The 23,028-nt window shown below is 51.3% G+C and carries 21 protein-coding genes and 1 pseudogene; 5 read left to right on the top strand and 17 right to left on the bottom strand.

What is annotated here, in order from left to right; all coding sequences use genetic code 11:
* Window positions 1-20 precede the first annotated feature (20 nt).
* The 9 genes from CFI03_RS00895 to CFI03_RS00855 all read right to left on the bottom strand — a co-directional run bounded on the left by CFI03_RS00895 (window position 21) and on the right by CFI03_RS00855 (window position 11,403).
* On the bottom strand, window positions 21-3,056 hold the full coding sequence (locus CFI03_RS00895; protein WP_201004973.1) for an efflux RND transporter permease subunit: 3,036 nt from the start codon (window positions 3,054-3,056) through the stop codon (window positions 21-23).
* Window positions 3,057-3,092: 36 nt separating this feature from the next.
* Window positions 3,093-3,782, bottom strand: a complete 690-nt coding sequence (locus CFI03_RS00890) for a response regulator transcription factor (protein ID WP_127496569.1) — start codon at window positions 3,780-3,782, stop codon at window positions 3,093-3,095.
* Window positions 3,760-5,238, bottom strand: coding sequence for a sensor histidine kinase (locus CFI03_RS00885; protein WP_248756162.1), 1,479 nt, complete (start codon window positions 5,236-5,238; stop codon window positions 3,760-3,762). The genes CFI03_RS00890 and CFI03_RS00885 overlap by 23 nt, the downstream gene beginning before the upstream one ends.
* A 91-nt stretch (window positions 5,239-5,329) precedes the next feature.
* The gene (locus CFI03_RS00880; RefSeq protein WP_248756160.1) at window positions 5,330-6,403 is read right to left on the bottom strand and encodes a sensor histidine kinase; all 1,074 of its coding nucleotides are present in this window, start codon (window positions 6,401-6,403) and stop codon (window positions 5,330-5,332) included.
* Window positions 6,400-7,074, bottom strand: a complete 675-nt coding sequence (locus tag CFI03_RS00875) for a response regulator transcription factor (protein WP_127496572.1) — start codon at window positions 7,072-7,074, stop codon at window positions 6,400-6,402. Before CFI03_RS00875 ends, CFI03_RS00880 begins: the two co-directional genes overlap by 4 nt.
* Before the next feature lie 17 nt (window positions 7,075-7,091).
* Complete coding sequence (locus tag CFI03_RS00870) at window positions 7,092-8,852, bottom strand: ABC transporter ATP-binding protein (protein WP_283094370.1); 1,761 nt, start codon at window positions 8,850-8,852, stop codon at window positions 7,092-7,094.
* 133 nt (window positions 8,853-8,985) lie between these two features.
* A complete protein-coding gene (pfkA, locus tag CFI03_RS00865) occupies window positions 8,986-9,954 on the bottom strand; it encodes a 6-phosphofructokinase (protein ID WP_127496574.1) in 969 nt (322 codons plus the stop codon).
* Window positions 9,955-9,978: 24 nt separating this feature from the next.
* Complete coding sequence (locus CFI03_RS00860; RefSeq protein ID WP_248756398.1) at window positions 9,979-11,007, bottom strand: tetraprenyl-beta-curcumene synthase family protein; 1,029 nt, start codon at window positions 11,005-11,007, stop codon at window positions 9,979-9,981.
* A gap of 78 nt (window positions 11,008-11,085) precedes the next feature.
* Window positions 11,086-11,403, bottom strand: a complete 318-nt coding sequence (locus CFI03_RS00855) for a hypothetical protein (RefSeq protein WP_248756159.1) — start codon at window positions 11,401-11,403, stop codon at window positions 11,086-11,088.
* Window positions 11,404-11,558: 155 nt separating this feature from the next.
* Between CFI03_RS00855 and CFI03_RS00850 the strand changes: the two genes are divergently transcribed.
* Window positions 11,559-12,743, top strand: coding sequence for an MFS transporter (locus tag CFI03_RS00850; RefSeq protein ID WP_248756156.1), 1,185 nt, complete (start codon window positions 11,559-11,561; stop codon window positions 12,741-12,743).
* A gap of 79 nt (window positions 12,744-12,822) precedes the next feature.
* Here CFI03_RS00850 and CFI03_RS00845 read toward each other — a convergent pair whose 3' ends face one another.
* Together CFI03_RS00845 and CFI03_RS00840 are read right to left on the bottom strand one after the other, a co-directional pair.
* Complete coding sequence (locus tag CFI03_RS00845) at window positions 12,823-13,020, bottom strand: cold-shock protein (protein ID WP_127496577.1); 198 nt, start codon at window positions 13,018-13,020, stop codon at window positions 12,823-12,825.
* Window positions 13,021-13,094: 74 nt separating this feature from the next.
* Complete coding sequence (locus CFI03_RS00840) at window positions 13,095-13,799, bottom strand: class I SAM-dependent methyltransferase (protein ID WP_248756155.1); 705 nt, start codon at window positions 13,797-13,799, stop codon at window positions 13,095-13,097.
* A 153-nt stretch (window positions 13,800-13,952) separates the two neighbouring features.
* On the opposite strand from CFI03_RS00840, the gene CFI03_RS00835 reads away from it, so the two are divergent.
* The 4 genes from CFI03_RS00835 to CFI03_RS00820 all read left to right on the top strand — a co-directional run bounded on the left by CFI03_RS00835 (window position 13,953) and on the right by CFI03_RS00820 (window position 17,680).
* A complete protein-coding gene (locus tag CFI03_RS00835) occupies window positions 13,953-14,186 on the top strand; it encodes a hypothetical protein (protein WP_015843719.1) in 234 nt (77 codons plus the stop codon).
* 155 nt (window positions 14,187-14,341) lie between these two features.
* Window positions 14,342-14,518: a hypothetical protein gene (locus CFI03_RS00830; protein ID WP_164775547.1), complete on the top strand. Its 177-nt coding sequence runs from the start codon at window positions 14,342-14,344 to the stop codon at window positions 14,516-14,518.
* Window positions 14,519-14,703: 185 nt separating this feature from the next.
* Window positions 14,704-16,494, top strand: coding sequence for an oligoendopeptidase F (gene pepF / locus CFI03_RS00825; protein ID WP_248756153.1), 1,791 nt, complete (start codon window positions 14,704-14,706; stop codon window positions 16,492-16,494).
* Window positions 16,495-16,834: 340 nt separating this feature from the next.
* Window positions 16,835-17,680 carry a DUF4362 domain-containing protein gene (locus CFI03_RS00820; protein ID WP_248756152.1) on the top strand — a complete coding sequence of 282 codons (846 nt, stop codon included), beginning with the start codon at window positions 16,835-16,837 and terminating at the stop codon, window positions 17,678-17,680.
* A 25-nt stretch (window positions 17,681-17,705) separates the two neighbouring features.
* Here the strand turns inward: CFI03_RS00820 and CFI03_RS00815 are convergent, their stop codons facing one another.
* The 6 genes and pseudogenes from CFI03_RS00815 to CFI03_RS00790 form a co-directional block, all read right to left on the bottom strand.
* On the bottom strand, window positions 17,706-18,464 hold the full coding sequence (locus CFI03_RS00815; RefSeq protein WP_248756150.1) for a cyclase family protein: 759 nt from the start codon (window positions 18,462-18,464) through the stop codon (window positions 17,706-17,708).
* 102 nt (window positions 18,465-18,566) lie between these two features.
* Window positions 18,567-19,322, bottom strand: coding sequence for a class I SAM-dependent methyltransferase (locus CFI03_RS00810; protein ID WP_248756149.1), 756 nt, complete (start codon window positions 19,320-19,322; stop codon window positions 18,567-18,569).
* A gap of 33 nt (window positions 19,323-19,355) precedes the next feature.
* Window positions 19,356-19,642 (bottom strand): annotated as a pseudogene (locus CFI03_RS00805) (VOC family protein).
* 165 nt (window positions 19,643-19,807) lie between these two features.
* Window positions 19,808-20,665, bottom strand: coding sequence for a DUF92 domain-containing protein (locus tag CFI03_RS00800; protein WP_248756147.1), 858 nt, complete (start codon window positions 20,663-20,665; stop codon window positions 19,808-19,810).
* A gap of 179 nt (window positions 20,666-20,844) precedes the next feature.
* Window positions 20,845-21,585, bottom strand: a complete 741-nt coding sequence (locus CFI03_RS00795; RefSeq protein ID WP_248756146.1) for a glycerophosphodiester phosphodiesterase — start codon at window positions 21,583-21,585, stop codon at window positions 20,845-20,847.
* Between the two features lie 27 nt (window positions 21,586-21,612).
* Complete coding sequence (locus CFI03_RS00790) at window positions 21,613-22,965, bottom strand: CapA family protein (RefSeq protein WP_248756144.1); 1,353 nt, start codon at window positions 22,963-22,965, stop codon at window positions 21,613-21,615.
* Window positions 22,966-23,028: the final 63 nt, after the last annotated feature.

The following is a 23,028-nucleotide window of genomic DNA, read 5'->3' as shown; positions in this document are numbered from 1 at the left end:
TTTTTTAAATTCTATATAAATTACTCAACAATTGCCTTAGCTTTTTTCTTGCGGTTGAACAATTCATAGACCATCGGTACGAAGATCAAAGTCAGCAGCGTCGAGCTGATCAGACCGCCGATAACGGTGATCGCCATCCCTTTCGAGATCAGGCCGCCCGATTCGAAACCAAACGCCAGCGGCAGAAGCGCGCCAACCGTAGCGATCGCGGTCATCAGGATTGGACGCAGACGAGTGCCCGCTGCTTCAAGCAGCGCTTCGCGAACGGTCAAGCCTTCTTTTTGCTTCTGAATGACGCGGTCTACGAGTACGATCGCATTCGTTACCACGATGCCGATAAGCATTAGCATACCGATCAGAGCGGTCACGCTGATTGTCTCCCCTGCGATCCACAAGCCAACCAATGCACCGATAACGGTGAACGGCAGCGAGAACAGGATGGCAAACGGTGTAAGCCCTCCGCCGAATGTGATAACAAGGACCAGGTAAACAACAGCGATAGCGGCAAGCATAGCCAAGCCAAGCTGCATAAACGATTCTTGCATGTCTTCCGTTACGCCGCCCATTTTGATCTCAACGCCTGCCGGCAGCTTCATGCCGTCAATCGTTTTCTGAAGATCCGAGGACACGGCGCTAACATTGGACGATACCACGTCAGCCGTTACTTCCGCATTGATGCGGTCGTCAAGACGGGTAATCGTGTTCGGAGACTTGCCTTCTTCAATGGTAACGACATCCTTCAGAGCTACCTCTGCGCCGGTAACAGGCGATTTAAGCTTGACGTTTTCCAGGTCGGACTTTTCCTTATACGTCTTTGTATCCACTTTAACGTAAACATTTACGTCTTCATTGTCTTTCTTGATTGTCGTCAATACCGGATTTTCTCTAACCGGACTAAGCGCCATTGCCACTTGACCGGCAGTCAGGCCGTATTGGCTAAGCTTCGCTTGATCCGCTACGATGCGGTATTGCTCATAACGCTCGGAGAGGCTCGAGTCCACTTTCTCCAGATCTTTATTTTCTTTCAGCTTGTTCATCAGATCGGCAACAACGGGATCAAGCGAATCCATATCCGGACCGTATACGACCATCGAGATCGTCGAACCGCCTACGCCGCCGCCAGCACCGAAGTTCTGCTCTTTCCATTCGCCTTTGCCGCCCAGCTTCTGAAGCAGCGGAACGATCTGATCCTTCTCTTCAGAGAAGTTCTTCATGTCTTCATCGTAAGTCAGGTTAAACAAAGCTTGCTTCGATGCGCCGGGGTTCATCGGATTCTGTCCGCCTACCGCGTACTGCACGATATCAATGCCTTCGCGCTTCATCAGTTCTTTTTCCGCATTCAGCGCCATTTCCTCAACCTGCTCCTTCGTTTCGCCCGGAGCCGGGTTGTAAGTCACGATCATCGACTTCTGCTCATCGCCAGGCAGGAAGCTCATGCCGATCAGCGGCGTTAGCGAGAGGCTGCCTACAAGCAGAACAATCGCGATAAGGGAGGTAACGACTTTATGATTAAGCGACCATGACAGAATGCCTTTGTACCAGGTTGCCAGTCGGCCATGCTTGTCGTGGTCTACAGCCTTGCCTTCCTTGATGCCGTTCTTGAACATCATATGAGCCAGCATTGGTACGACGGTAATCGCAACAAGCAAGGAGGCGAGCAGGGCGAATACGACGGTCAAGGCAAACGGCGTGAAGATCTCGCCAACCATGCCGGATACAAACGACAGCGGAAGGAATACGGCAATCGTTACAATCGTCGAGGACATGATCGGAACGAACATTTCGCGGGTCGCATCCAGAATCAATTCTTTGCCTTTCAACCTCTCGCCTTTGAGCGCCATACGGCGGTACACGTTCTCGATAACGACAATCGAGTCGTCGATAACCCGCCCGATCGCGATCGTCATGGCGCCAAGCGTCATAATATTAAGCGTAATATCCATCCGGCTCAAGATGAGCAGCGCAATCAGAATCGACAATGGAATCGATACGACAGCAATAATCGTGGAACGGATGTCGCGCAGGAAGATCATGATGATGAGCACCGCGAACAAAGCACCGATAACCGCCTTCGTGATCATCGTCTCAACCGATTTCTCAATCGGTTTGCCTTGGTCGAGCGTTGTAACGATCGTCAGGCCATCGTTCTTCTCTTCCATAACCTTAATGGCATCCTTCACGTTGTTAACAACGTCAACCGTATTGGCATCCGCCGCTTTTACAATGTTAATGCCGATGGAATCCTTGCCGTTCGTGCGGGATACCGATTCCGCTTTGCCTTCAACCGTCAGCTTCGCCACATCGCTAAGCTTAACGTTCGGCATCAGAATCAGATTGTTCAGATCTTCTTCCGTAGATACGTTGCCGTCAACAACTACCGCTTTCTCGGTATCGCCGAACTCGAAGATCCCAAGCGGAGCTTTCATTGCGGAGGCTTGAATGATGCCTTTCACGGCATCTTCCGTCAGGCCAAGCTGCGCAAGCTTAGCTTGATCGAACGCAAGCTGCCCTTGCATCACGTTCTGGCCGGAAATCTGAACATCCGCCACCCCAGAAATCCCTTGCAGTTCAGGCAAAACGCTGGAGTTGACCAGATCGGTCAGCTGCGCCAGATCCTGCTTGTCGTTTGCGAAGCTAAGAGAAATGACCGGGAAGGCATTCAGGCTGATCCGGGATACATCCGGATCTTGCGCTCCTTCAGGCAATTTCAAGTCGGCAAGAAGGCTTTTTACATCGCTTTCCGCCTTATCCATATCGGTACCGAATTTATATTGAATGATGACCGACGATGCATTCTCGAAGGAAGTCGAGCTGACGCTGTCTACCCCTTCCATATTCCGCGTCTGCTGCTCGATTGGCTTCGTAACTTTCTCCATTACTTCTTCCGGCGCTGCGCCGGGCAGCACCGTGGTTACGCTGACGATTGGCACCGTAATGTCCGGCAGCGTCTCCATCTTCATGTTCAGGCCGGAGTACAGGCCCGCGAACAGGACGATAACCGTCATGATCCATAAAGCAAATTTGTTATTCAGCGAAAACTTGATAATGCTCTTCAAACCTTCCCACTCCTTCTCTATTATCTGCTCTTGCTCTTACACTTTGAACCTGTATCCGACGCCCCATATCGTCTCGATATATTGCGGGTTCGACGGGTCATGTTCGATTTTTTCACGCAGCCTCCGAATATGAACCGTTACCGTAGCTGCGTCGCCGTTTGAGTCAAGACCCCATATCCGCTCAAACAGCTCCTCCTTCTCAAAAACCCGGTTAGGATGGGAGGCTAGAAGCAGCAAGAGATCATACTCCTTGGAAGTCAGCATGGCCTCCCGGTCATGAATCGTAACTCTTCTGGATGTTTTATCGATCATAAGCCCCCGGATTCCGATCTGCTCGTGACTCTCGCCCCGCTCGGCAGTCAGCCGCTCGTATCTGGCTAAATGCGCCTTCACCCTTGCCACCAGCTCGCTTGGACTAAACGGCTTCGTCATGTAATCATCCGCGCCTAGACCAAGTCCTCTGATCTTGTCGATATCTTCCTTCTTCGCCGTTACCATCAGCACCGGAATATTTTTCGTCTGCCTGATCTGGCGGCAGATTTCGAATCCGTCCAGCTTCGGCAGCATGACATCCAGAATGATCAGATCGTAGGAGCCGCCCAAAGCCTTCTGCAGCCCGACGTCTCCGCGCCCTTCAATCTCGACGGCAAAACCGTGGCTCTCCAGGTAATCCCGCTCCAGCTCGGCAATCGCCTTCTCATCTTCAATGATTAGTATGCTCTTCATGCTCTATCACCACCGTTCTAACCGGCTCCGCTCTGGGGAGAAGGAAGCAGAATCTTGCTCCTCCGCCTTCCGCATTTTCCGCCCAGACCGTACCGCCATGCCCTTCAATAATTTGTTTGACGATAGCAAGACCTAACCCGCTTCCACCCGTCTCGGAGTTCCGGGATTGCTCTGCCCTGTAGAACCGGTCGAAGATATACGGAAGATCTTCCTTCTCAATCCCGGGTCCCGTGTCCTCGACGGCAACGAGCACATCGCTTCCTCTCTCCCGAACCGATACCGTAACCCTCTTATCCGCCGATTCCGGGAGCTGGCCCATATACTTCTCGCAGTTGTTCAAAATATTCGTAAGCACCCGGCCAAGCTTGTCCGGATCGGCCGCAATGAGCAACTGCCCCGCGGGAGCCTGGAAGCTGAGCTGCACGCCGGATTTCTCCAGATCAAACCGCTGCTCCTCCAGGTAATGCCCTAAATATTTGACCGAATCGATCGTTTTGAAATCAAAGGCTACCTTGTGCAAATCCAGTTTGGAAAACAAAAATAATTCGTCAATCAATTGATCCATGTCGTTAGCCTTGTGATAGATGGTCTCCATATAACGCTGACGCTTCTCGTCCGTGTTGGCGATGCCGTCCATAATGCCTTCCACATAGCCTTTAATCGCGGAGATAGGCGTCTTCAAATCATGCGAGATATGGGACAGCAGCTGCTTCCGGTTTTCCTCGTACTGCAAGCTTTGATCGATGGATTGCTTGAGCTGAATCCTCATCGCTTCGAAGGCGGCGGCGAGCTGGCCAACCTCCCCTTTGCTCTTGACAACAACCTTTTGCGATAAATCGCCGTCTTTGATCTGCAGGGCGGCCGTCTTCAGCGCATGAATCGGCCGAATGATGCTTCGGGATACATAATAGGTCAGAATCAGACTGGATAATCCTATAAACGCGATAAAGATCAAAGTTCCAATGGGCCTCCAGAGCGGCGGCACCACATCGTAACGGCGAAGAAGCAGCATCTGTCCGTTATGCCCGTCCGGATAGCGAAAGGCGATATCGTTGACTTGGAACTTGAAAGCTCTGAAAGATACCGTGTCCGGGGACTTGTCAAACAAACCTTGCCAATCCTCATGCGGTGACAGTTCCTTCAAAAATACCGGAACCTCCGTTACGATCCCGTCCTTCGTCATAATGAGGCCCGCCCATTGATCGGCCAGCCTCCGTTGAAGCTTATCCGTATAAGCAGGGGACGACAGCTTGTCGGTATCGTTCTCGAGAACGTATTTCAATTCACCGTAAATAAGGGACTGGTTCGTCTTCTCCTCCTTCTCCACGCGGAAATATTCCCTCAAATCCTGCATGCCTCCGGCATAAAGCACAAACACGACAAAACCCAAGATCAAGACCATCGGCAGAAAAACCATGGCCAAATACGACATGTACAGCTTTACTCGTATGGACAATCGTACTCACCCTGACTGCGGAAGTTTTGAATCTATCGTTTATCATAACCGTGAATTCTAAACGAACTCGAAAGCATTTCTTACAAAGTTCTTACAAATGGCTCCTCATTGCAGGCAGCGTTACGATAAAAACGGAGCCATGGCCAAGCTCGCTTTCCACGACAACGGTGCCCTGATGCATCTCGACGATTTTTTTCACCAGCGACAGCCCAAGCCCGCTTCCCCCAACCTTGCGGCTTCTTGCCTTGTCTGATTTAAAAAAGCGATCGAAAATAAGCTCGTGCTGATCGGCGGCAATGCCAATCCCGGTATCTTTGATCCGGAATTCCACAAAGCTCCCTTTTCGCCTTAAAGTAACGTCAATCTGACCGCCTTCCGGCGTAAACTTGATGCTGTTGCTAATCAGATTAATCCAGACCTGACTGAGCAGATCTTCATCGGCTTCCACGTAAACATCGTCCAGATCCGCATTAAGTTCAATGGATTTCCCCGTCCATTGCGGCTCGCAAGAAAGAATAAGCGTTCCGAGCTGTCGGTCCAGCCGGTAACGCTTAGGCTCAAAGGGATGCTTCTCCGAATCAAGCGAGGCAAGCCTGAGCAGGTTCTCGCTGAGCTTGGACAGCCTGGAGCTTTCACCTTCGATAATACGCAAATATTTCATCCTGGTGTCAGAATCAATCGACTGGTTCTGCAGCGCACGCGCAAATCCGCTGATGGAGGTAAGGGGCGTCTGGATTTCATGCGAAACGTCGGAAATAAACTCCTGCCGAAGCTCCTCCAGCTTCTCCAGTCCGTCCGCCATGAGGTTAATCTCGTCAAGAATCTCCATGTACCTTGGATCCATCTTGCCGAAGTTGAGACGCACCTTGAAATCCCCTTGAGCAATCCGTCTTAGTGCATCTCTCATCGAATTCGTAAATTCCTTCTGCCTCTTGTGAAAAAAGAAGAAGCCGATCAACTGGATCACAATCCCCATCAAAAAGAAACCGCCCAGCAGATTCAACAGTTGAGCGACATAATGATGAGGAGTCCAATTGATTTGGTTGTATAGCCAGTGACTAAAAAAATAAACGGCAGTCCAGCATGCCGTAACAAATGAAAGCATGAGGCTGAATTGGCCGATTCTTACGAGAACTTTAAGTACAAGCTTCAGCTTATCCTTCAACCCTGCACCTCCAGACGATAGCCTAGCCCGCGAATCGTCGCAATTCGGAACGTATGCAGCGCTTCGGGGAATCTTTCGCGCAGCCGATTGATATGGACATCCAGCGTCCGTTCGTTCCCTTCGAAATCATATCCCCATATTTCTTCAATGAGCTGTCCGCGCGAGAACGATTGCCCCGGATAGCTGGCCAGCTTGAACAAAAGCTCGAATTCCTTAAGCGGCAGCGTCATGCTCTGCCCATTGACCTGAACGGCATAGGTTTTCCGGTCAAGAGTAAGATCCCCCGCCTGAACGGTTTGCGAAGAAGCGATCCGGTAACGCTTAAGCAGCGCCTTCACCCGCGCGATTAACTCCAGCGGTTCAAACGGCTTAACCAGATAATCATCGGCGCCCAGCTCAAAGCCCTTCAGCTTCTGGGCCGTCTCCCCCTTCGCCGTCAGCATAAGCCGCGGCAGATCATAATGATCGCGGATCTCGGCGCATAACTCCCAGCCGTCCATGTTGGGCATCATCACGTCCATAATGACCAGATCCGCTTTGGCCGAATCCAATATTCTCAAGGCATCCAGCCCGTCACAGGCTTCCAGCACCTCAAATCCTTCAACCTTCAAGTAATGGCTGATTAATTCCCGAATATGCAAATCGTCGTCAACGACCATAATGCAAGCCATGTTCATTCTCCCTTTCTTTACGAGATTTTCTCTAAACGCAATTGCTGGTTGGCGAATTCGCGGTACAGCTCGTGGGATTGCAGCAGCTGCTCATGCGTGCCTCTTCCCGTAATCGTTCCCTTCTCGACAAACAAAATTTGATCGGCATCCACCACCGTGGATAAACGATGCGCAATAACCAGCGTTGTACGTCCAACCATCAGATTGTCGAGAGCCCGCTGTACGACAATCTCCGATTTGCTGTCCAGGCTTGAAGTCGCTTCATCCAGCATCAGAATTTGAGGATCGCGCAGGATGGCCCTTGCGATTGCAATACGCTGGCGCTGCCCGCCGGAAAGCTTGATGCCTCGCTCGCCGACCTCCGCCCTGTACCGGCCCGGAAGCTCATCGATAAAGACATCCGCATACGCCATTTTCGCAGCCAGCTCTATTTCTTCATCGGTTATCGTTCTGCCCGTGCCGTAAGTGAGATTATCCCGGATCGTCCCGGCAATAATCGGGCTTTCCTGCGATACGTAGCCGATCCTGCTGCGCCAGTCCTGCAAGGACAGCTCGAAGATATCCTCCTGCCCAATCCGGACCGTTCCTTGCTGCGGTTCATAAAAACGTTCAAGAAGCGAGAACAGGGTTGTTTTCCCGCCTCCGCTCGGACCAACAATCGCCGTCACCGTACCCGGCTGTAGCGTAAAATCGATATTCCGGAGAACGTCATCCTGCTCGCCGTATGCAAACGCGACGTCTTCCACCACAATCGGCTGCCTTGCGTCTTGCAAAGGACGACCTTGGCGCAAAGGCTCTTCTTCCGAATGCAGGGTAGCGATAATCCGCTCCGTCGCTCCGATCGCCTTCTGCATTTGCGTGAAAAATTGCGAAATCTGGTTAATCGGGAACACGATCTGAATCAGATACAGAATAAAAGCGACTAAATCGCCGGCCGACAGCTCTCCTGACGATACGCGCATTCCGCCGTAAGCAATAATCAGAACAAGCATCCCCATCATGACCAGTCCTACAATCGGGAAAATAATCGCCTGCAGCTTGCCTTCCCGAATGCCGAGAGCAAGCAGCTTTCCGATGGAACGCTTGCCGTTGTTATATTCATAGTCTTCTGCATTTGATGCTTTTACTAATCGGATTTCCGACAGCGCCTGATCAAGCACCGTAGTAAAGGCTGCGGTCTCGTCTTGGAGCTCTCTAGAAATCTTCGTCATCTTCCGGCCAATCGGAATAAAGATCAGCATCGCAACCGGCACGGCGGTCAACATCAGCAGCGTCATTTTCCAATCCAGGAACAGTAGGATCGTTACCGCGCCAACAATCGAAATCAAGCCGTTAAAAAATCCGGTCAAATGCTCGGTAATCAATCCTTTGACGATTCCCGTATCATTGATTACCCGGCTTACCGTATCCCCTGTCCGGTGCTTATCGAAATAGGGCACGGTCAAGACTAGCAGCTTCTTCCATAACCGGTCGCGCAGGCTTGCGACAACGCTTTGCCCAACCCGGTTCAGCAAGTAGATGGAAACCCCCGATGCCGCCGCTTGCCCTAGAAAAGCCAGGCATAGCCCAATAATCTGCATAGTGCTTATATCGGTAATGGAAAAGCTGTCCACCACATTTTTCGTTAATAAAGGTACCGCCAGCCCAACAACGGTAGAAATCACGCTTAATCCTATCGCGATTCCGAGCAGCCATTTCGAAGGTTTGGTGTCGAGCATCAGCTTCAGAAACGGACGCCAGCTCCCTCCGACATTACGCTCCTTCTTCTCTTGTCTCATTCATTTCATCCCTCTCCTGCCAACATTCTAGTCTTTCTGAAGAATACTACGGCATTGTAAACCCAATTTAAACAAAAAAACGCCAGAGCAGCAATTGCTCTGGCGGGTTGCATTCTCGTTATACAGGCTTGTCTTATTGGGAAAGGCGAAGAGCCAGGTTGTACATTTCCATATTAAACGGCTTCTTGGAATTAACGACTTTATCAATATCCGTCGTTACCAGCTCGCCGCGGACAATACCGCAGGCTTTGCCGGACTCGCCTTCCATCAGCTGATGAACGGCAAAGTCGCCCAGACGGCTTGCCAGAATCCGGTCCATCGCCGTTGGCGTGCCGCCGCGCTGAATGTGACCCAGAACCGTTACTCGAGGCTCCAGTCCGCAGCCCTTCGTAATTTCTCTTGCCACGTCTTCACCGCGTCCCGCGCCTTCCGCAACAACTACGATACTATGGCGTTTGCCTTTTGCAAAGTTGCTCTCCATGCGCGCGGACACTTCAGCCATGTCGATAGGCACTTCCGGAACGATGATCGTTTCCGCGCCGCTCGCAAGACCCGCGTACAAAGCGATATCCCCGCAATGACGGCCCATAACTTCCACAACCGACGAACGTTCGTGCGAAGACATGGTGTCGCGGATTTTGTTAATCGCGTCGACTACGATGCTGACAGCGGTATCGAAGCCAATCGTGAAGTCCGTAAACGGAATATCGTTGTCGATTGTACCGGGAAGCCCCATCGTCTTAATGCCAAGCTTGCTTAATTTATTAGCGCCTTGATAAGAACCGTCGCCGCCGATCACGACCAGACCGTCAATACCGCGCGCACGCAGTACTTCAGCGCCGCGCTGCTGTCCTTCGAGCGTCGTAAACTCTTTGCAGCGCGCCGTTTGAAGAATCGTGCCGCCGCGTTGGATGATATCGCCTACGCTGCGAAGATCCATCTTGAAGAGGTCATCATTAATCAGACCTTGATAGCCGCGTTGAACGCCATATACGTCGAGACCATTATACAGAGCGCTCCGGACAACGGCGCGGACCGCCGCGTTCATGCCTTGAGAGTCGCCTCCGCTCGTTAATACAGCAATAGATTTTACAGATGACATAATCATTCCTCCAAGTAGTTTTATCTAAACCTGTTGTCTTCGAATCCAGATGCTGTTGACCAAAAAAAACAGGCGGGTAAGCGGGCTGTTCTTCATCAGCTTGCGGGATGCGGCCAGCACATCCGACTGGGTCCGGACCTTGGGATCGGATAGGTAAAGGGCTAGCAGCCCTTCGATTATAAGCCGGTGAAAGCCGGCTGAGGGGAGTTTTTTCACATCTTCCCTGGCCCTATTAACAATCGTGACAATCCGTTCTACAAGCTGCTGCTGACTGTCGTAATAATGACAGAAATTCAAATCGCCGCCGGCTCGGTCTTCTTCCTGATCGATCAAATAATCGAGCATGATATGAAGGCCGCACACATGCGGAAAATATATATTTTTAATTGCTTCCGCGTCTTCCGGACGTAGCGTCTTGTCGCTCGCCGCGGTAAACAGCATAAACATGCCTAGCGTCGAGCCCGTCGCGGCTGCAAATTCATTCCAATATAAATCGGGAAACCTGTGGGCATGCGGCTTCCACCAAGCGAGAAGGCTCTCCTCGCGCAGGTCCTTGCGGATATGCTTATACACCTGAAGATCGGTGTACAAGCCAACAAGCTCCGTAACATACGGCTGTGCCGAAGCATACGAAGGCAGCATTGAAACACAGTGTTGACATAAATTTACCAAATGATGCAAATAACCGCCGTCGTTCCGTTCCTGGCGCAAAGCGTAGTAATCCTTTACCGCCGCTGACGGGTCGACCGCATCCAGCATCGATTGATGGAGCAAACGGAAATCATCCGGATCCAGCGAAGTGCTCCGGTCGCACAGATTGTCCAAATAATCGCTGATCGTCTGCAGCGCCACTATTAGCGGGATTAGAACATACCGCTCGTCCAAATTCATAGACGCGTAAATCGCGCCGCCTTGGCAATGAAACTTCTTGCTGTCCATGCTCTGAAGGGCCTGCGACCTAAGCTCGGGATCCGGGATCTGCTCGGCCAGCCTGCGCAGCTTGCGCAGCTCGATATTCACTTCAGGCAATATGTACTTGTAGACGCGGTGCATGAGCTTTAACGGGCGTTCGGGTACCCGATTGCCGGACAAAGTCGTTACTCTCACAACGCACCCCTTTCTAAGACAGCCTTACGCATGCCGGCGGGAATCCAGCTCCTGATTCGTACGGTACCAGATATGCAGGTCGTTAATCCGGCTGGCGTATTCCGCAATCTCCGCGTTCAAACGGCAAGACTCTTCGAAATTCTCTTCCTCGTACAATTGATTCTGCATACGGTTAATAACTCTCTCAAATTCCATAACCCGATCCGGTATTGTTCCCCTAATGAGCTCCCAGCGTTCCACGATGTCCGACTGCTCTACGGAAGAATACTGCTCCCAGTCCGCTTCGAGCACCGGCAATGCGATTAAGAGCCGCTCATTCCACTCAAACCGATACATCAACATTCGTGAACCTCCAGACAATAATGTACCATTTCGACAAACAATAATCCAGCCTATCATGCTATACTGTTAAACAATGTTGTTTTGATAAGTACATGCTTACGAAGTAAGAATTATCGCGAAGAACGCGCGTTAATTCTTTTCAGGAGGAAAAACATATGGATCACTCAGGCAGCGAGACGCCTTCCGCGGCTACGGTCAAACGGGATACGCTTTCGCTTAGGGCCTTCAGCTTTGCGATGTACTCCACGCAGGCTCTGCTCATCTCTTACATCCCCTTATATTTTATGGATCAGGGGTTCTCGGCGCATCAGATCGGCATTATTTATTCGACCGGTCCTTTTATCTCTATCTTTGCAAACCTCTTGCTAGGCATGGCCAGCGACAGGTTCCGGACGATCAAGAAGCTGCTTACCGTTCTGCTGTTCGGTCAGCTGGTTATGATCTCTCTCTTGTTCCCGGTTCATCACTTTGCTCTTATCTGTCTCGTCATGACGGCCTTTTATTTCTTTCAGACACCAATGAACCCGCTTAGCGACAGCCTGATCCTGCTCGCCAGCCAGCACATTAAGACACCTTATGCGCTAATCCGCATATTCGGCTCGCTTGGTTTTGCCGTATCGGCTTACCTGTTTGGTTTAATCTTGAAAGGGATTGGCACGGAATGGACGTTGCCGCTTGGTCTGGGCACGATAACCGTCACGATCCTGTTGTCGTTCTTCCTGAAGGATTACCATGGGAATACCCGCAAAATCGACTTTTCGGGATTTTTCAAATTGCTTCGCAAGCCCGAAATCCTATTTTTCTTCTTCATTATATTGCTTGTGTCGATCAGCCACCGGATGAACGAAAGCTTCCTGGCCGTTGCCCTGCGGGAGATGGGCGCATCGGATTCCCAGGTTGGATTGGCTTGGCTATTCTCCGCGATCAGCGAAATTCCGGTATTATTCCTGATGGGCAAATACGGACATAAATTCAAAGAGCTGCCATTGCTCGTATTCGCCTGCCTGATGTATATGCTCCGGTTCTGGCTGGCTTCCGTGCTGGAGGATCCCCGTCTTGTGCTCAGCACGCAGCTTATGCACAGCGTCAGCTTCGGCATCTATTTCTCGACGGCACTCCGTTACTTGTCGCAGCTTATTCCGGACGAATACCGTTCTTCCGGCCAGGCCGTCTATGCCGTTGTATGGTCGGGACTCGCCGGCCTGATCAGCGGTACGGTCGGAGGATATTTCTTCGAGCATTTCGGACGGAGCAGCTTTTATCAAATGGGAGCCGTGCTTGCCCTGATCTCGGCGGTTCTGTTCTTCTGCCAGCATATATTCGCGCGAAATCATTCTTAATAAAGCAAAAAAAGAGATCCTCTCGTATCGAGAAGGATCTCTTTTGCTCTCTTGCGTGCGTGCTTATAAGGGGTTGATCTTATAATTTAATGACGTTGGACGCCTGTGCACCGCGATTGCCTTGTGTAATTTCGAATTCTACCGACTGACCTTCTTCCAGCGACTTGAAGCCGTCGCCTTGAATAGAGGAATAATGGACAAACACGTCTTCGCCATTCTCTACCGAGATAAAACCGTAGCCTTTCTCAGCGTTAAACCATTTAACTGTTCCCTTCAACTTTCACTACCTCCTAAAATAACCGCCGCTTGAAACGACGAGTAACATCATTATATCTGCCTAATTTGGAAAAATCAACAAATTGCAATTCGAAGGAATTGACTGGAGCCCGGAATAAAAGGAAGTCCCGATGTCAGCAGCTCAGGCTCCCCGCCGTTTGCCCTAACGGCAGCCAGCAGTTCATCCATCCGTTCGTACGGCTTCCAGCCTAAGGAATACAGCGGATAGACTCTTACCTCTCCGCCCGGCTTGCACACCCGCATTAATTCCAGAAGGGATTGCTTGTGGAACTCAAAGCCAAATTGCTCGGCATATAGAAAAAGGAAATGACTGCACAGGACAAGCGAAAAAGCATGGTCTTCAAACGGAAGCTCCGGCAAGGACCCGGCTGCATACCGGCTGCGCCCTTCAGCTGACTGCAAATGCATGCGAAACCTCTCAAGCGATTGCAGCCGTCCTTCGCGATGCTGCTCCAGGCTGCCGTAATAGCTCCAGTCGAAATGCTCCCTCAGCTTATCAAGCTTGGCCGTAGAGATCTGGATCTCGGCTGCCGCCTCTTCGAGCCACGCGACTGTGTCCAACGCGTAACGGGGATCCGCAGCGGTTGCATCATATCCCCGGCTTACAGCATCCGCGGTGAACGAGGAACCGCCACCGGCGACATCCAGCACTTTACCCTTTGCCAGCTCGCGTTCCGTTAACTCAAACATTCTCGCATACTCGTCAAATCCCCGGCATGTCATTGCCACGCCAACCTGCTCGTATACCTGCTTACTCATCTCAAACACGCTCCTCAACTCGGCTCTTCTCGTCTCATCATTCCGCCTGCTTGCAGAATACCCTAATTCTACCATTCGCTATTATTGATTTCCACCCCTAAATTTGGCTATGATGAACAGTATATCTAGGTAAGGAAAGGTGGACTTGCAACAATGTTTAAAAAACATGAAATTTTCAAAACCGATAAATACAATATGCTTACCGTGGAGGTTCAAGGCAAAACCTTGATCGTCCGCGAAATTTCCGATCAATGGGGTGAAGAGACCCATACCTTCGTCAGCCGTCCGGAAATGATGCATTGGGCGGAAAACCGGTTTAAACCCGAGCAATTCGCCGGACGCGAGGAAGAACGGGAAAATATTCTGAAAGCGCTGAAAGAGGTATAAACCGGCAGGAAATATTAACCTGCACGGCGAACACATATCGTTACAACACGGTGCATAGACAATAGACTAGCGCATGCTTTCGTAGTAATTTGCTTCGCAAATTAAAGCATATGCTTCCGAAGCAAAATTGCTATGCAATTTTTCAGGAGGAACAGATGGGCTCCGTAAACGCAATATTTATCATTTCCGCCTTCGTGCTTGGCGGCCTTGTTATTCTTAAGCGCGATTCCATGGCGCCACACCTGCGCAGATGGATGGCAATCGTATCGATCGTCTTAATCGCATTCGCCTTTTTCCTCATTGTGTACAGCTTCTTTACACTGGGAACTTAGGACATGATTGGAAGCATCACCGGACATACTAGCACAAACTGTGTTCCCGAGGTGATCTTCCGCGAATGAAATGGCTGCCTGTCGTATTAGCGTTATGCCTTGCTCCCGGTTCGGCTTCCGCCGACGCCGGCAAGCAGGCTGCGTCATATCACCAATCATCTATATCCGTACCGAGGAGGAGTTCGATGAATCACGTACCTAAGCGTTCCGAAACCGCAGTAGAAGCCCGTTGGAAACTGGAGGATCTGTTTGCCGACCAGGCTGCCTGGGATAAAGAGTTTGCCGAGGCAAAGGCTTTGATCAAGAGAGTCGGAGCTTTCGAAGGCAAGCTGGGCGATCCCGCTCAATTGAAAGCCTGCTTTGAGCTGGAAGACGAGCTCTCCCTGCATGTTGAACGGCTTTATGTATATTCCAATATGAAGCATCACGAGGATACCGCTGAACCAACCTATCAGGCTCTGTCCGACAAAGCCAAAAAAATCAGCGTGGAAACCGGCGAAGCCCTCTCCTATATTACGCCGGAAGTATTGTCCCTGTCCGATGCCGAGCTAGACGCTCTGATCGAGAACAAGGATCTTGCGGTATTCAAGCATACGCTGGAAGAAATGCGCCGCCAGAAAGCGCATGTCCTGTCCAAAGCGGAAGAAGCGCTGATGGCGCAGGTCGGCAACGTAAGCTCCGCTCCGGGTTCGATCTACAGCATTTTGAACAATGCGGATCTGAAATTCCCTAAAGTGAAAAACGAAGCCGGCGAGGAAGTCGAACTGACTCAAGGCCGCTACATTCAGTTCCTGGAAAGCAAAAACCGCGAAGTGCGCGCTAACGCCTTCCACACGATGTACGATACATACGGCAAATTAAAAAACACCCTCGCAACAACGCTGAATGCGAACGTTACGAAAAACATTTTCTACGCGCGGGCACGCAAATACCCTTCGGCTCTTGGCATGTCGCTGTATGGCGATAACATTCCGGAGAGCGTCTATACGAATCTGATCGATACGATCCATAAGCACATGCCGCTTATGTACCGTTACATGAACCTCCGCAAAAAGCTGCTTGGCGTTGACGAGCTTCATATGTACGATCTGTTCGCACCGCTAGTCGACGAGTTCGATATGGAAATCAAGTATGACGACGCGAAAAAAATCGTCAAAGAAAGCTTGAAGCCGCTTGGCGAGGATTATTTGTCCGTACTGCAGGACGGCTTCGATAACGGCTGGATTGACGTGTACGAGAACGAAGGCAAGCGCAGCGGCGCTTACAGCTGGGGAGCTTTCGGCACGCATCCGTACGTGCTGCTGAACCATAAGGATAACCTGAACAGCATGTTCACCTTGACGCACGAAATGGGCCATGCGCTCCACTCGTACTACTCGGATACGAACCAGAACTACCGCGATGCGCAGTACACGATCTTCCTTGCGGAGGTTGCGTCTACGCTGAACGAAGCGCTGCTTATGGATTATCTGCTGAACAAGTCCACGGATCCGAAGGAAAAAATGTACCTGCTGACTTACTATGCAGACCAGTTCCGCACAACGGTATTCCGTCAAACGATGTTTGCCGAGTTCGAGAAAATCATTCACGAGAAAACCGAGCAAGGCGAGTCGCTGACTCCGCAGGATCTGAGCAAAATCTACTACGACCTGAACGTGCTTTACTACGGCAAAGACATGGTTGTAGACAAGGATATCGAGATGGAATGGGCGCGGATTCCGCATTTCTACAACAGCTTCTACGTGTACAAATACGCAACCGGCTTCTCCGCGGCAACAAGCTTCTCGAAGCAAATTCTCGAAGAAGGCGCTCCGGCGGTTGACCGTTACCTCGGCTTCCTGAAGAGCGGCGGCAGCGACTTCTCGATTAACATCCTGAAGAAAGCCGGCGTTGACATGTCCTCCCCAGAGCCAATCGAGCAAGCGATGAGCGTGTTTGAGAGCTTGATTGAGCAGATGGAGGAGTTGACGAAGTAACCTTTGGAGAAATGCTTGATGGGGACGCTCCGAGGACGGGAAAGGAACTCCTTCGGCCGCTGTTGGAATCGGGAATTTTGAATGACACCTAAAGGTGTATTCCCGAGTTCCAAAGGCGGACGTAAACTCCTCAGGAGTTCCTTTCCCTCTCTCTTCACCCATTCCTCTCAATTGCACACCAATAGCTCCCTCCACTTCGTGTAGAGGGGAAGGAGAAACAAGAGACAAAAGACAGATAAAAGACAGACTCGGTGGTTTCGAGTCTGTCTTTTTTGTTGGCGCTAGCGCGTAACTTTCCAGTTATTCCCTGCGTCTATTTAAATATAGAAAGGGTGATGGGATGATTAATAAATGGAGATCAGGTTATCTAATCATGCTTGGCATAGCGATATTGCTTGTTGGACTAGCCGGCTGCAAATCCGAGCCCGATTCTAGCGCTCCGCATGTTGCCTCAAACGATGGTATTGCGTACAAGGAAACTCCGTTAAAAGAAGAGAATATCGTTAAAACTTTAAAGGCAAACGGTGTCGAGTTGACGGCTAGCCCTTCAGACTCCTATTTCAAATTAAATAAAGTGAAGCCTTCTATTTATGCGCTCCCGGGCAAAGAGAGAATTATGCTGTACGTTTATGACACTGCCAAAGATACGAAAAAGGCAAGACTCGATTTTGTGGAGCAAACCAAGGTAATGAACGTCAATTCGCCGCTATTTTATAACGTGAAAAACATCCTAATCCTGTACCAGCCTAACGTTAGCGGCGAACGCCCCCGAGAGAGAACCGACTACAATTCCGGCATTGAAAGCTCCATTGAACAGCTGTTAGGCGATGAAATTTATGTCCAGCATTTTAAATACTATAATGTCTCCAAATTGAAGAGCTTCATAAATAGCTTTCTCAACCACCAAGCGGATCAAGTAAAAATAACATCATTGACTATCGAAGGCGATCCGATCTACATCTATCTGATCACTGACGGAACCAAGCTGCAATATGTACACGATAACAGCGAAGATGCTTTTGGAGGGAGCGATACAGGTGCCTCCAAAACGGAATGCACGAATATCGAACAGGAGAAGACCGAAGAAGGAAATATACGCTACGTCGCAACCGGATGTCAGATTGGCGATAACAGATCTATAATGACCATCCCTGAAGACTCCATGAAAAAAGACAGCGGGAGCTGATAGCTGATCCCGCTGTCTTTTTTATTTAGTCCTGTAAAATGGCGACTGGACGGGACCAGCCTCCGCTTGCTTTTTCCACTTTGATCGGGAAGCAGCATACTTTGAAGCCGTATGGCTGCGGGATTTGGTCCAGGTTGGCCAGCTTCTCGATCTGGCAATATTCCCGGTCCTTGCCGACGAAATGGGCCGCCCACAAGACGCCTTCTCTTGGATCCTGTTTGAACGATTCCGCTTGCAGGTTGAGAGGAATATCCCATCCCCATCCGTCGGTACCCACTACTTTGATGCCTTGATCAAGCAGCCAGACCGTAGCTTCGGCCGATACCCCCGCATGCAGGAATGCATAATGCTCGTGGTATAAACGTTTGTCCGCATCGCTCCGGATCAGGACGATATCAAACGGTTTTAACGTGTAGCCGATCCGATCCAACTCGGCTTTCAAGTCTTCCGTAGTAATCTCGTAGCCTGGCGGCTTAGCGCTGAAATCTAGCAATACGCCGTCGGAAAAGAACCATTCCAGAGGAAGCTCGTCAATCGTTCTGGCCGGCTTGCCTTCCGACGTTGGCCAGTAATGCCATGGCGCGTCTATATGAGTGCCCGCATGCGTATTCAAGGTTACCGTTTCCGTCGCCCACGCTTTGCCTAACGGAAAATCCTCCTGCTTAAGCCCAAGGATAGCCGCAGCTTGCCGGGCCCCTGCTTCATGGCTCGAATATTCGATTTTGGCAGGCAAAGGCTCTCTGATTGATGGACTGATAGGAACGCTTAAATCGATTATTTTCATCACGCAATTCTCCTTGTCTCCCGATTCAAGCCCCATTATACCACAATCCTCCAACCGCTTAGATAGAGATTCCGTTAACAAGGCTATTGGCTAAGGTTGAATTTATACTTCGCCCCAGTAGATTTCGGTCTCATAGTCGAAGGAGATTAGACCGTTTTTCTCGGTAGCGTCAAAAAGCTTCCGAAGCTCAGCCATTAAAGGCTCATGGTTAGGATGGCCGGGCAGCGGCATGTAAGAGGAAGACGACATCCGTCCGCTTAATTTCTCAAAGTTAAGCAGGCTTAATAACGGGAAGGTTGCCTTATGGAGTTCTCCGTCTTTGAAGAACGGCGTAAGGGCGTCTTGGGAAATATTTTTGTGGCCCACCTTCTCGTAATCGATGCCGTAAGTCCGGAGCAGCCGGTCGTAGCCTTCCAGGAATGGCGTGCCGGTTGTTAAACGCGAGTTCCAGATCAGCACGGCTTTGCCGCCGGGCTTTAAGATCCGGTTGAATTCCGCTTTTGCCGCGGTACGGTCAAACCAATGAAAGGACTGGGCGCAAACGATAAAATCAACGGAATCGTCCGCAAGACCGGTCTCTTCGGCAGAACCCGGCGCCGCTTGAAATTTGGGATATCCGCTTAATTGCTCAACGGCTGCCTGCCGCATATCGGGATTAGGCTCAACGGCGGTTACGTTGCTTCCCTTTTCCAAAAGCAGCCTGGTGAATATGCCCGTCCCCGCTCCAACATCCGCAATAGAGGATTCCGGAGTGAGCCCGATTGTCCCGTACATATATTGAATAACCTCGTCCGAATAGCTCGGACGGTATTTGACATACTGATCAACCCGGTCGGAAAAACGCTCCTTGCTGTTCATCGATTCGTCATCTCCTAATCCATTCGTTAATTATTAGAGCCATTCCAGAAATTCAAGTCGGTTTCCAAACGGGTCGTTTAGATAAAATCGCACGACTCCTTCATCAGACCGCGCATGATCATCCATCACTTGAATTCCCTCTTGAAGTAAATACTCCCGAAGCGCATTTAAGTTCTGCACCTGAAACGCAGGATGAGCTTTTCGGGCGGGGACAAAGTCGCCTTGAACCCCAAGTCAACGTAAAAGCTGCGCGCTACCCGTTCACAGCCTTCCGGTGCCGCCAATTGAACATGATCGATTCCAGTGAATAAGAAAGACATCTTCCCACCGCCTATTGTTTCACCAAATGAAACATAGTTTCAATTTATAATTCCATTTTATAGGAAAACGATGCGGAAATCCAGTAGGTTCATGCTTAAAAAGGATAAAAAAAGACCCCGGCAAAAGATTAGCCGTCTTCAAGCTAAGCTTTTGCCGGGGATTGTTTAAAAGAGGGCGCCGATGGCCCAGCCAAGCAGGCCGGCGAAGACCGACGACAGGAGGTTCACCCTGTCGTTGTTCAGCGCGGCCAAGCCGCGCACCCGCTCTGCCGCCGTCCCGCAATGGACGGCGCGCTCGGTCTCGCTGCCGCATACCCGGCAGCGGTACATGGCCTGGCCGGTGGCGCCGAGCAGCGAGTCGGCGAAGCATCCGGCCAGGCCGGCGGCAGCGGCGGCGATGACTACCGCCGCCGCGCCGCCAGGGGCGCTGCCCGCAGCGGCGTCAGCCTGCTGCGGGAGCGCCAGCAGCGCAGCAGCGACGCCGCCGATGAAGGCGGCGCCAGCCAGCGCTGCAAGCGTGCCGAGCGGCGTAACCGCGCCGCTCGTGCCCGGCTTTACCCGCTTGCCGGTCGTGATCGACCGCGGCGCGGTACGGCTTAGGGCCCCGATTTCCGTGGCCCAAGTATCCGCGTTTACGGCGGCCATCACGCCGATATAAGCGAACAGCCAGGCCGTGTCCGGCCAGAGCGCATTGCCCGCGCACAAGAGCAGACCGATGCCGCCATTGGCCCAGACCTGTCCGGCGTCTCGCCTGCCGGTCTTCTCGTAATTCGCTTCCGCGGCGGCTTTGGCCCGGTGGCGTTTCTTCCACTTCGACCATATGGTCGAAGATACAAAGAACGCAATAAGGCAGCCGAACCATACCGGCTCGCCTAACGTAACAAAGCCCGTTCCCATGATCAAGGCCGACCACGCTCCCGAGCCTGATAATGAGCGTGTTCGATAAGCTGCACCGGCAATCAAACCGCTCCCGACAAGACCCGCAAGCAGCCTCAGCCACCACTCGTCTACCCATCCAACCATGTTCCTCGCTCCTTAGCGGCAGCCTTTGCATTCATCATGCTGCCTGTTTCCACGCTGTAAGGCTGATTTCAGCCTTATAAATCTCCGTAACTCTCTACAAAAAAAGCTTATCCAGCTAGTTTAAACTAAACCCCTGTCAGACTGGTTTCAGCCCAACAGGGGTCCGCTGCTTGCTTATGTTACACCCCAACCTGCTGCATTGCATTTTTCCAGCGGTCGGGATAATTCGTGCAGATCATCAGCTCCGGATCAAGCGCAATCAGCTTGCGGATGGAGCGTTCGTCATTAGGCGTCCAGGCCATCACTTGGATTCCCGCCTGCTTCAGCAGTTCCAGACGGGAGGCGTTCAACCGGCCATGCTCGATCGACAGAAACTGGGCGCCAAGCTGCTGCAGCTCAACAGGCAGCGAATTGCGCCAGCCGTCCAGGATAAGCCCGGTTCGGACGCTGCCGCCCGTCAGCTTATGCGTATTAAACAATGTTCCGGCGTGAAACGACGTAATAACTACCTCGTCTTCCATCCCGTAATCCTTAATGAGCTGAACCACATAATCTTCAAGCTTCGAATAACGGATCCCATCCGTCTTCAGCTCAATGTTCAGACGGATACGCCCGCTGGCCTTATCGAGCACCTGACTTAGCGCAGGCACGCCTTCTCCCTTATACAGCGGAGAGAACCAGCTTCCTGCATCCAAAGCCTGCAGCTCGGCCGCCGTCAAGCTTTTCACGTCGCCGCGTCCGTTGGTTGTCCGCTTCAGCTTGTAATCATGGATAACGACAGGTATATTGTCTTTCGATAGCTGCACATCAAGCTCGATCCACTCGATATCCGGCTCATCAATCGCTAATTGAATGGCTGCTAGCGTATTCTCCGGAGCGCGTCCGGACCAGCCCCGATGCGCAACGCATGCATTTCTCATTAGGCGCTGACCATCCTTTCGCTAACCTTATTTTGCTGCAATCGTGCCGTCGCCGCGCACCTTCGCGCCAAACGACAACGCCGTCAAATGATCCAGCAGCGTCTTCGCTTTGTCACCGTCAACCGGCTTCGGCTGGGCGAGATTGTTGTTCATCGGATCAAACTTCAGGTCGCAGTCACCCGATTTGGTGCAAACCGCGTTCAGTACGCCCGTATCTGCCGTAGCCCCTTTTGGATACGCGCTAAAAATAAAATTGCCCAAGCTGTAGGCAATCCACTTGCCTTTGTACTGCTCGAACCCCTGCAGCACATGCGGATGGCTGCCAACAACAAGATCCGCGCCCGAATCAATATATTCCCGCGCAAAATCCCGCTGGTATTGCTCCGGCGTTTCCGCCTTTTCAATCCCCCAATGAACCATCACAACGACGAGATCAGCCTTTTCCTTGGCTTTCTTGATCGCCGCTTTGGTTCTTGTTGTATCATAGGTCTCGGCTACGCCCGCGCGGTTCTTGTCTGCTTTCCAATCGCCTGTCGGCACAACCTTGCTGACGCCGATATAGGCAACCTTAATGCCGTTTGATTCCTTGACGACCGGGGCAAAAGCCTCCGTATCGTTCTTGCCGGCGCCCACATGATTAATGCCGGCCTTGTTCAAATGAGTCATCGTGTCCATCAAGCCCTCAACGCCTTGATCCAGCGTATGGTTGTTCGCTAACGTCACGATATCGATACCCGAATCCTTCAGTGCCGGCAGCGCGCCCGCATCGCCTTTAAAAACAAATTGCTTGTCTTCGGCAGGTATTCCGCGGTTTGTAACCGGATATTCGAGGTTCGCCGCCGTCAGATCGGGCTCGCTTAGATGAAATAAGGCTTCCTTATACGGATAGTCGTCACCGTATTGCTTCATCATATCGCCGACGCTTTCCGCCAGCAGAATATCTCCTACGAATGCAAGGCTAACCGTATCGCCAGACGCTCCGCCGCTTGATGAGCTGCCCCCTGACGGTGTCGTGCTTGGGTCACTTTGTCCGCTTGAATTGTCTTCTTTGGTTCCGCCATTATCCGCACCGCTAGCATTTCCGTTGTCGGCTGCGGACGTTTCAATTGGTGCTGCACTTGCCTCAGGGCTTGCTTCAGCGGAAGTATTGCCGCCTGCGGAAGCGTTAGTCGGGTCTGGGGAATGACCAGCAGCTGCTGATTCTTCCGTCTGTGGCTTGTTATTCTTATGGAATAAGCCACCGTCCTCGGCAGAGGCCCAAACCGCGATTAGAACGACAATCAGGCCAACAATCATCAAATTCACGGTTAACAGAAGGCGAAATCTTTTTTTGCGTCTTCGTTTTTCATGCTGATGTGCTTCAGAACGGGATGAATACATGGATCGGCTCCTTCCAGCCAGAATATCCCTTCCATTATAGCAAGGTTAGTTCTAGATTGCGAA

The sequence above is a fragment of the Paenibacillus sp. ATY16 genome (genome assembly GCF_003399985.2).
In the GTDB taxonomy this organism is placed as follows: Bacteria; Bacillota; Bacilli; order Paenibacillales; family Paenibacillaceae; genus Pristimantibacillus; species Pristimantibacillus glycanilyticus.
The sequence above is the reverse complement of the archived record's forward strand: the minus strand, read 5'-3'. Positions and strand labels throughout refer to the sequence as shown.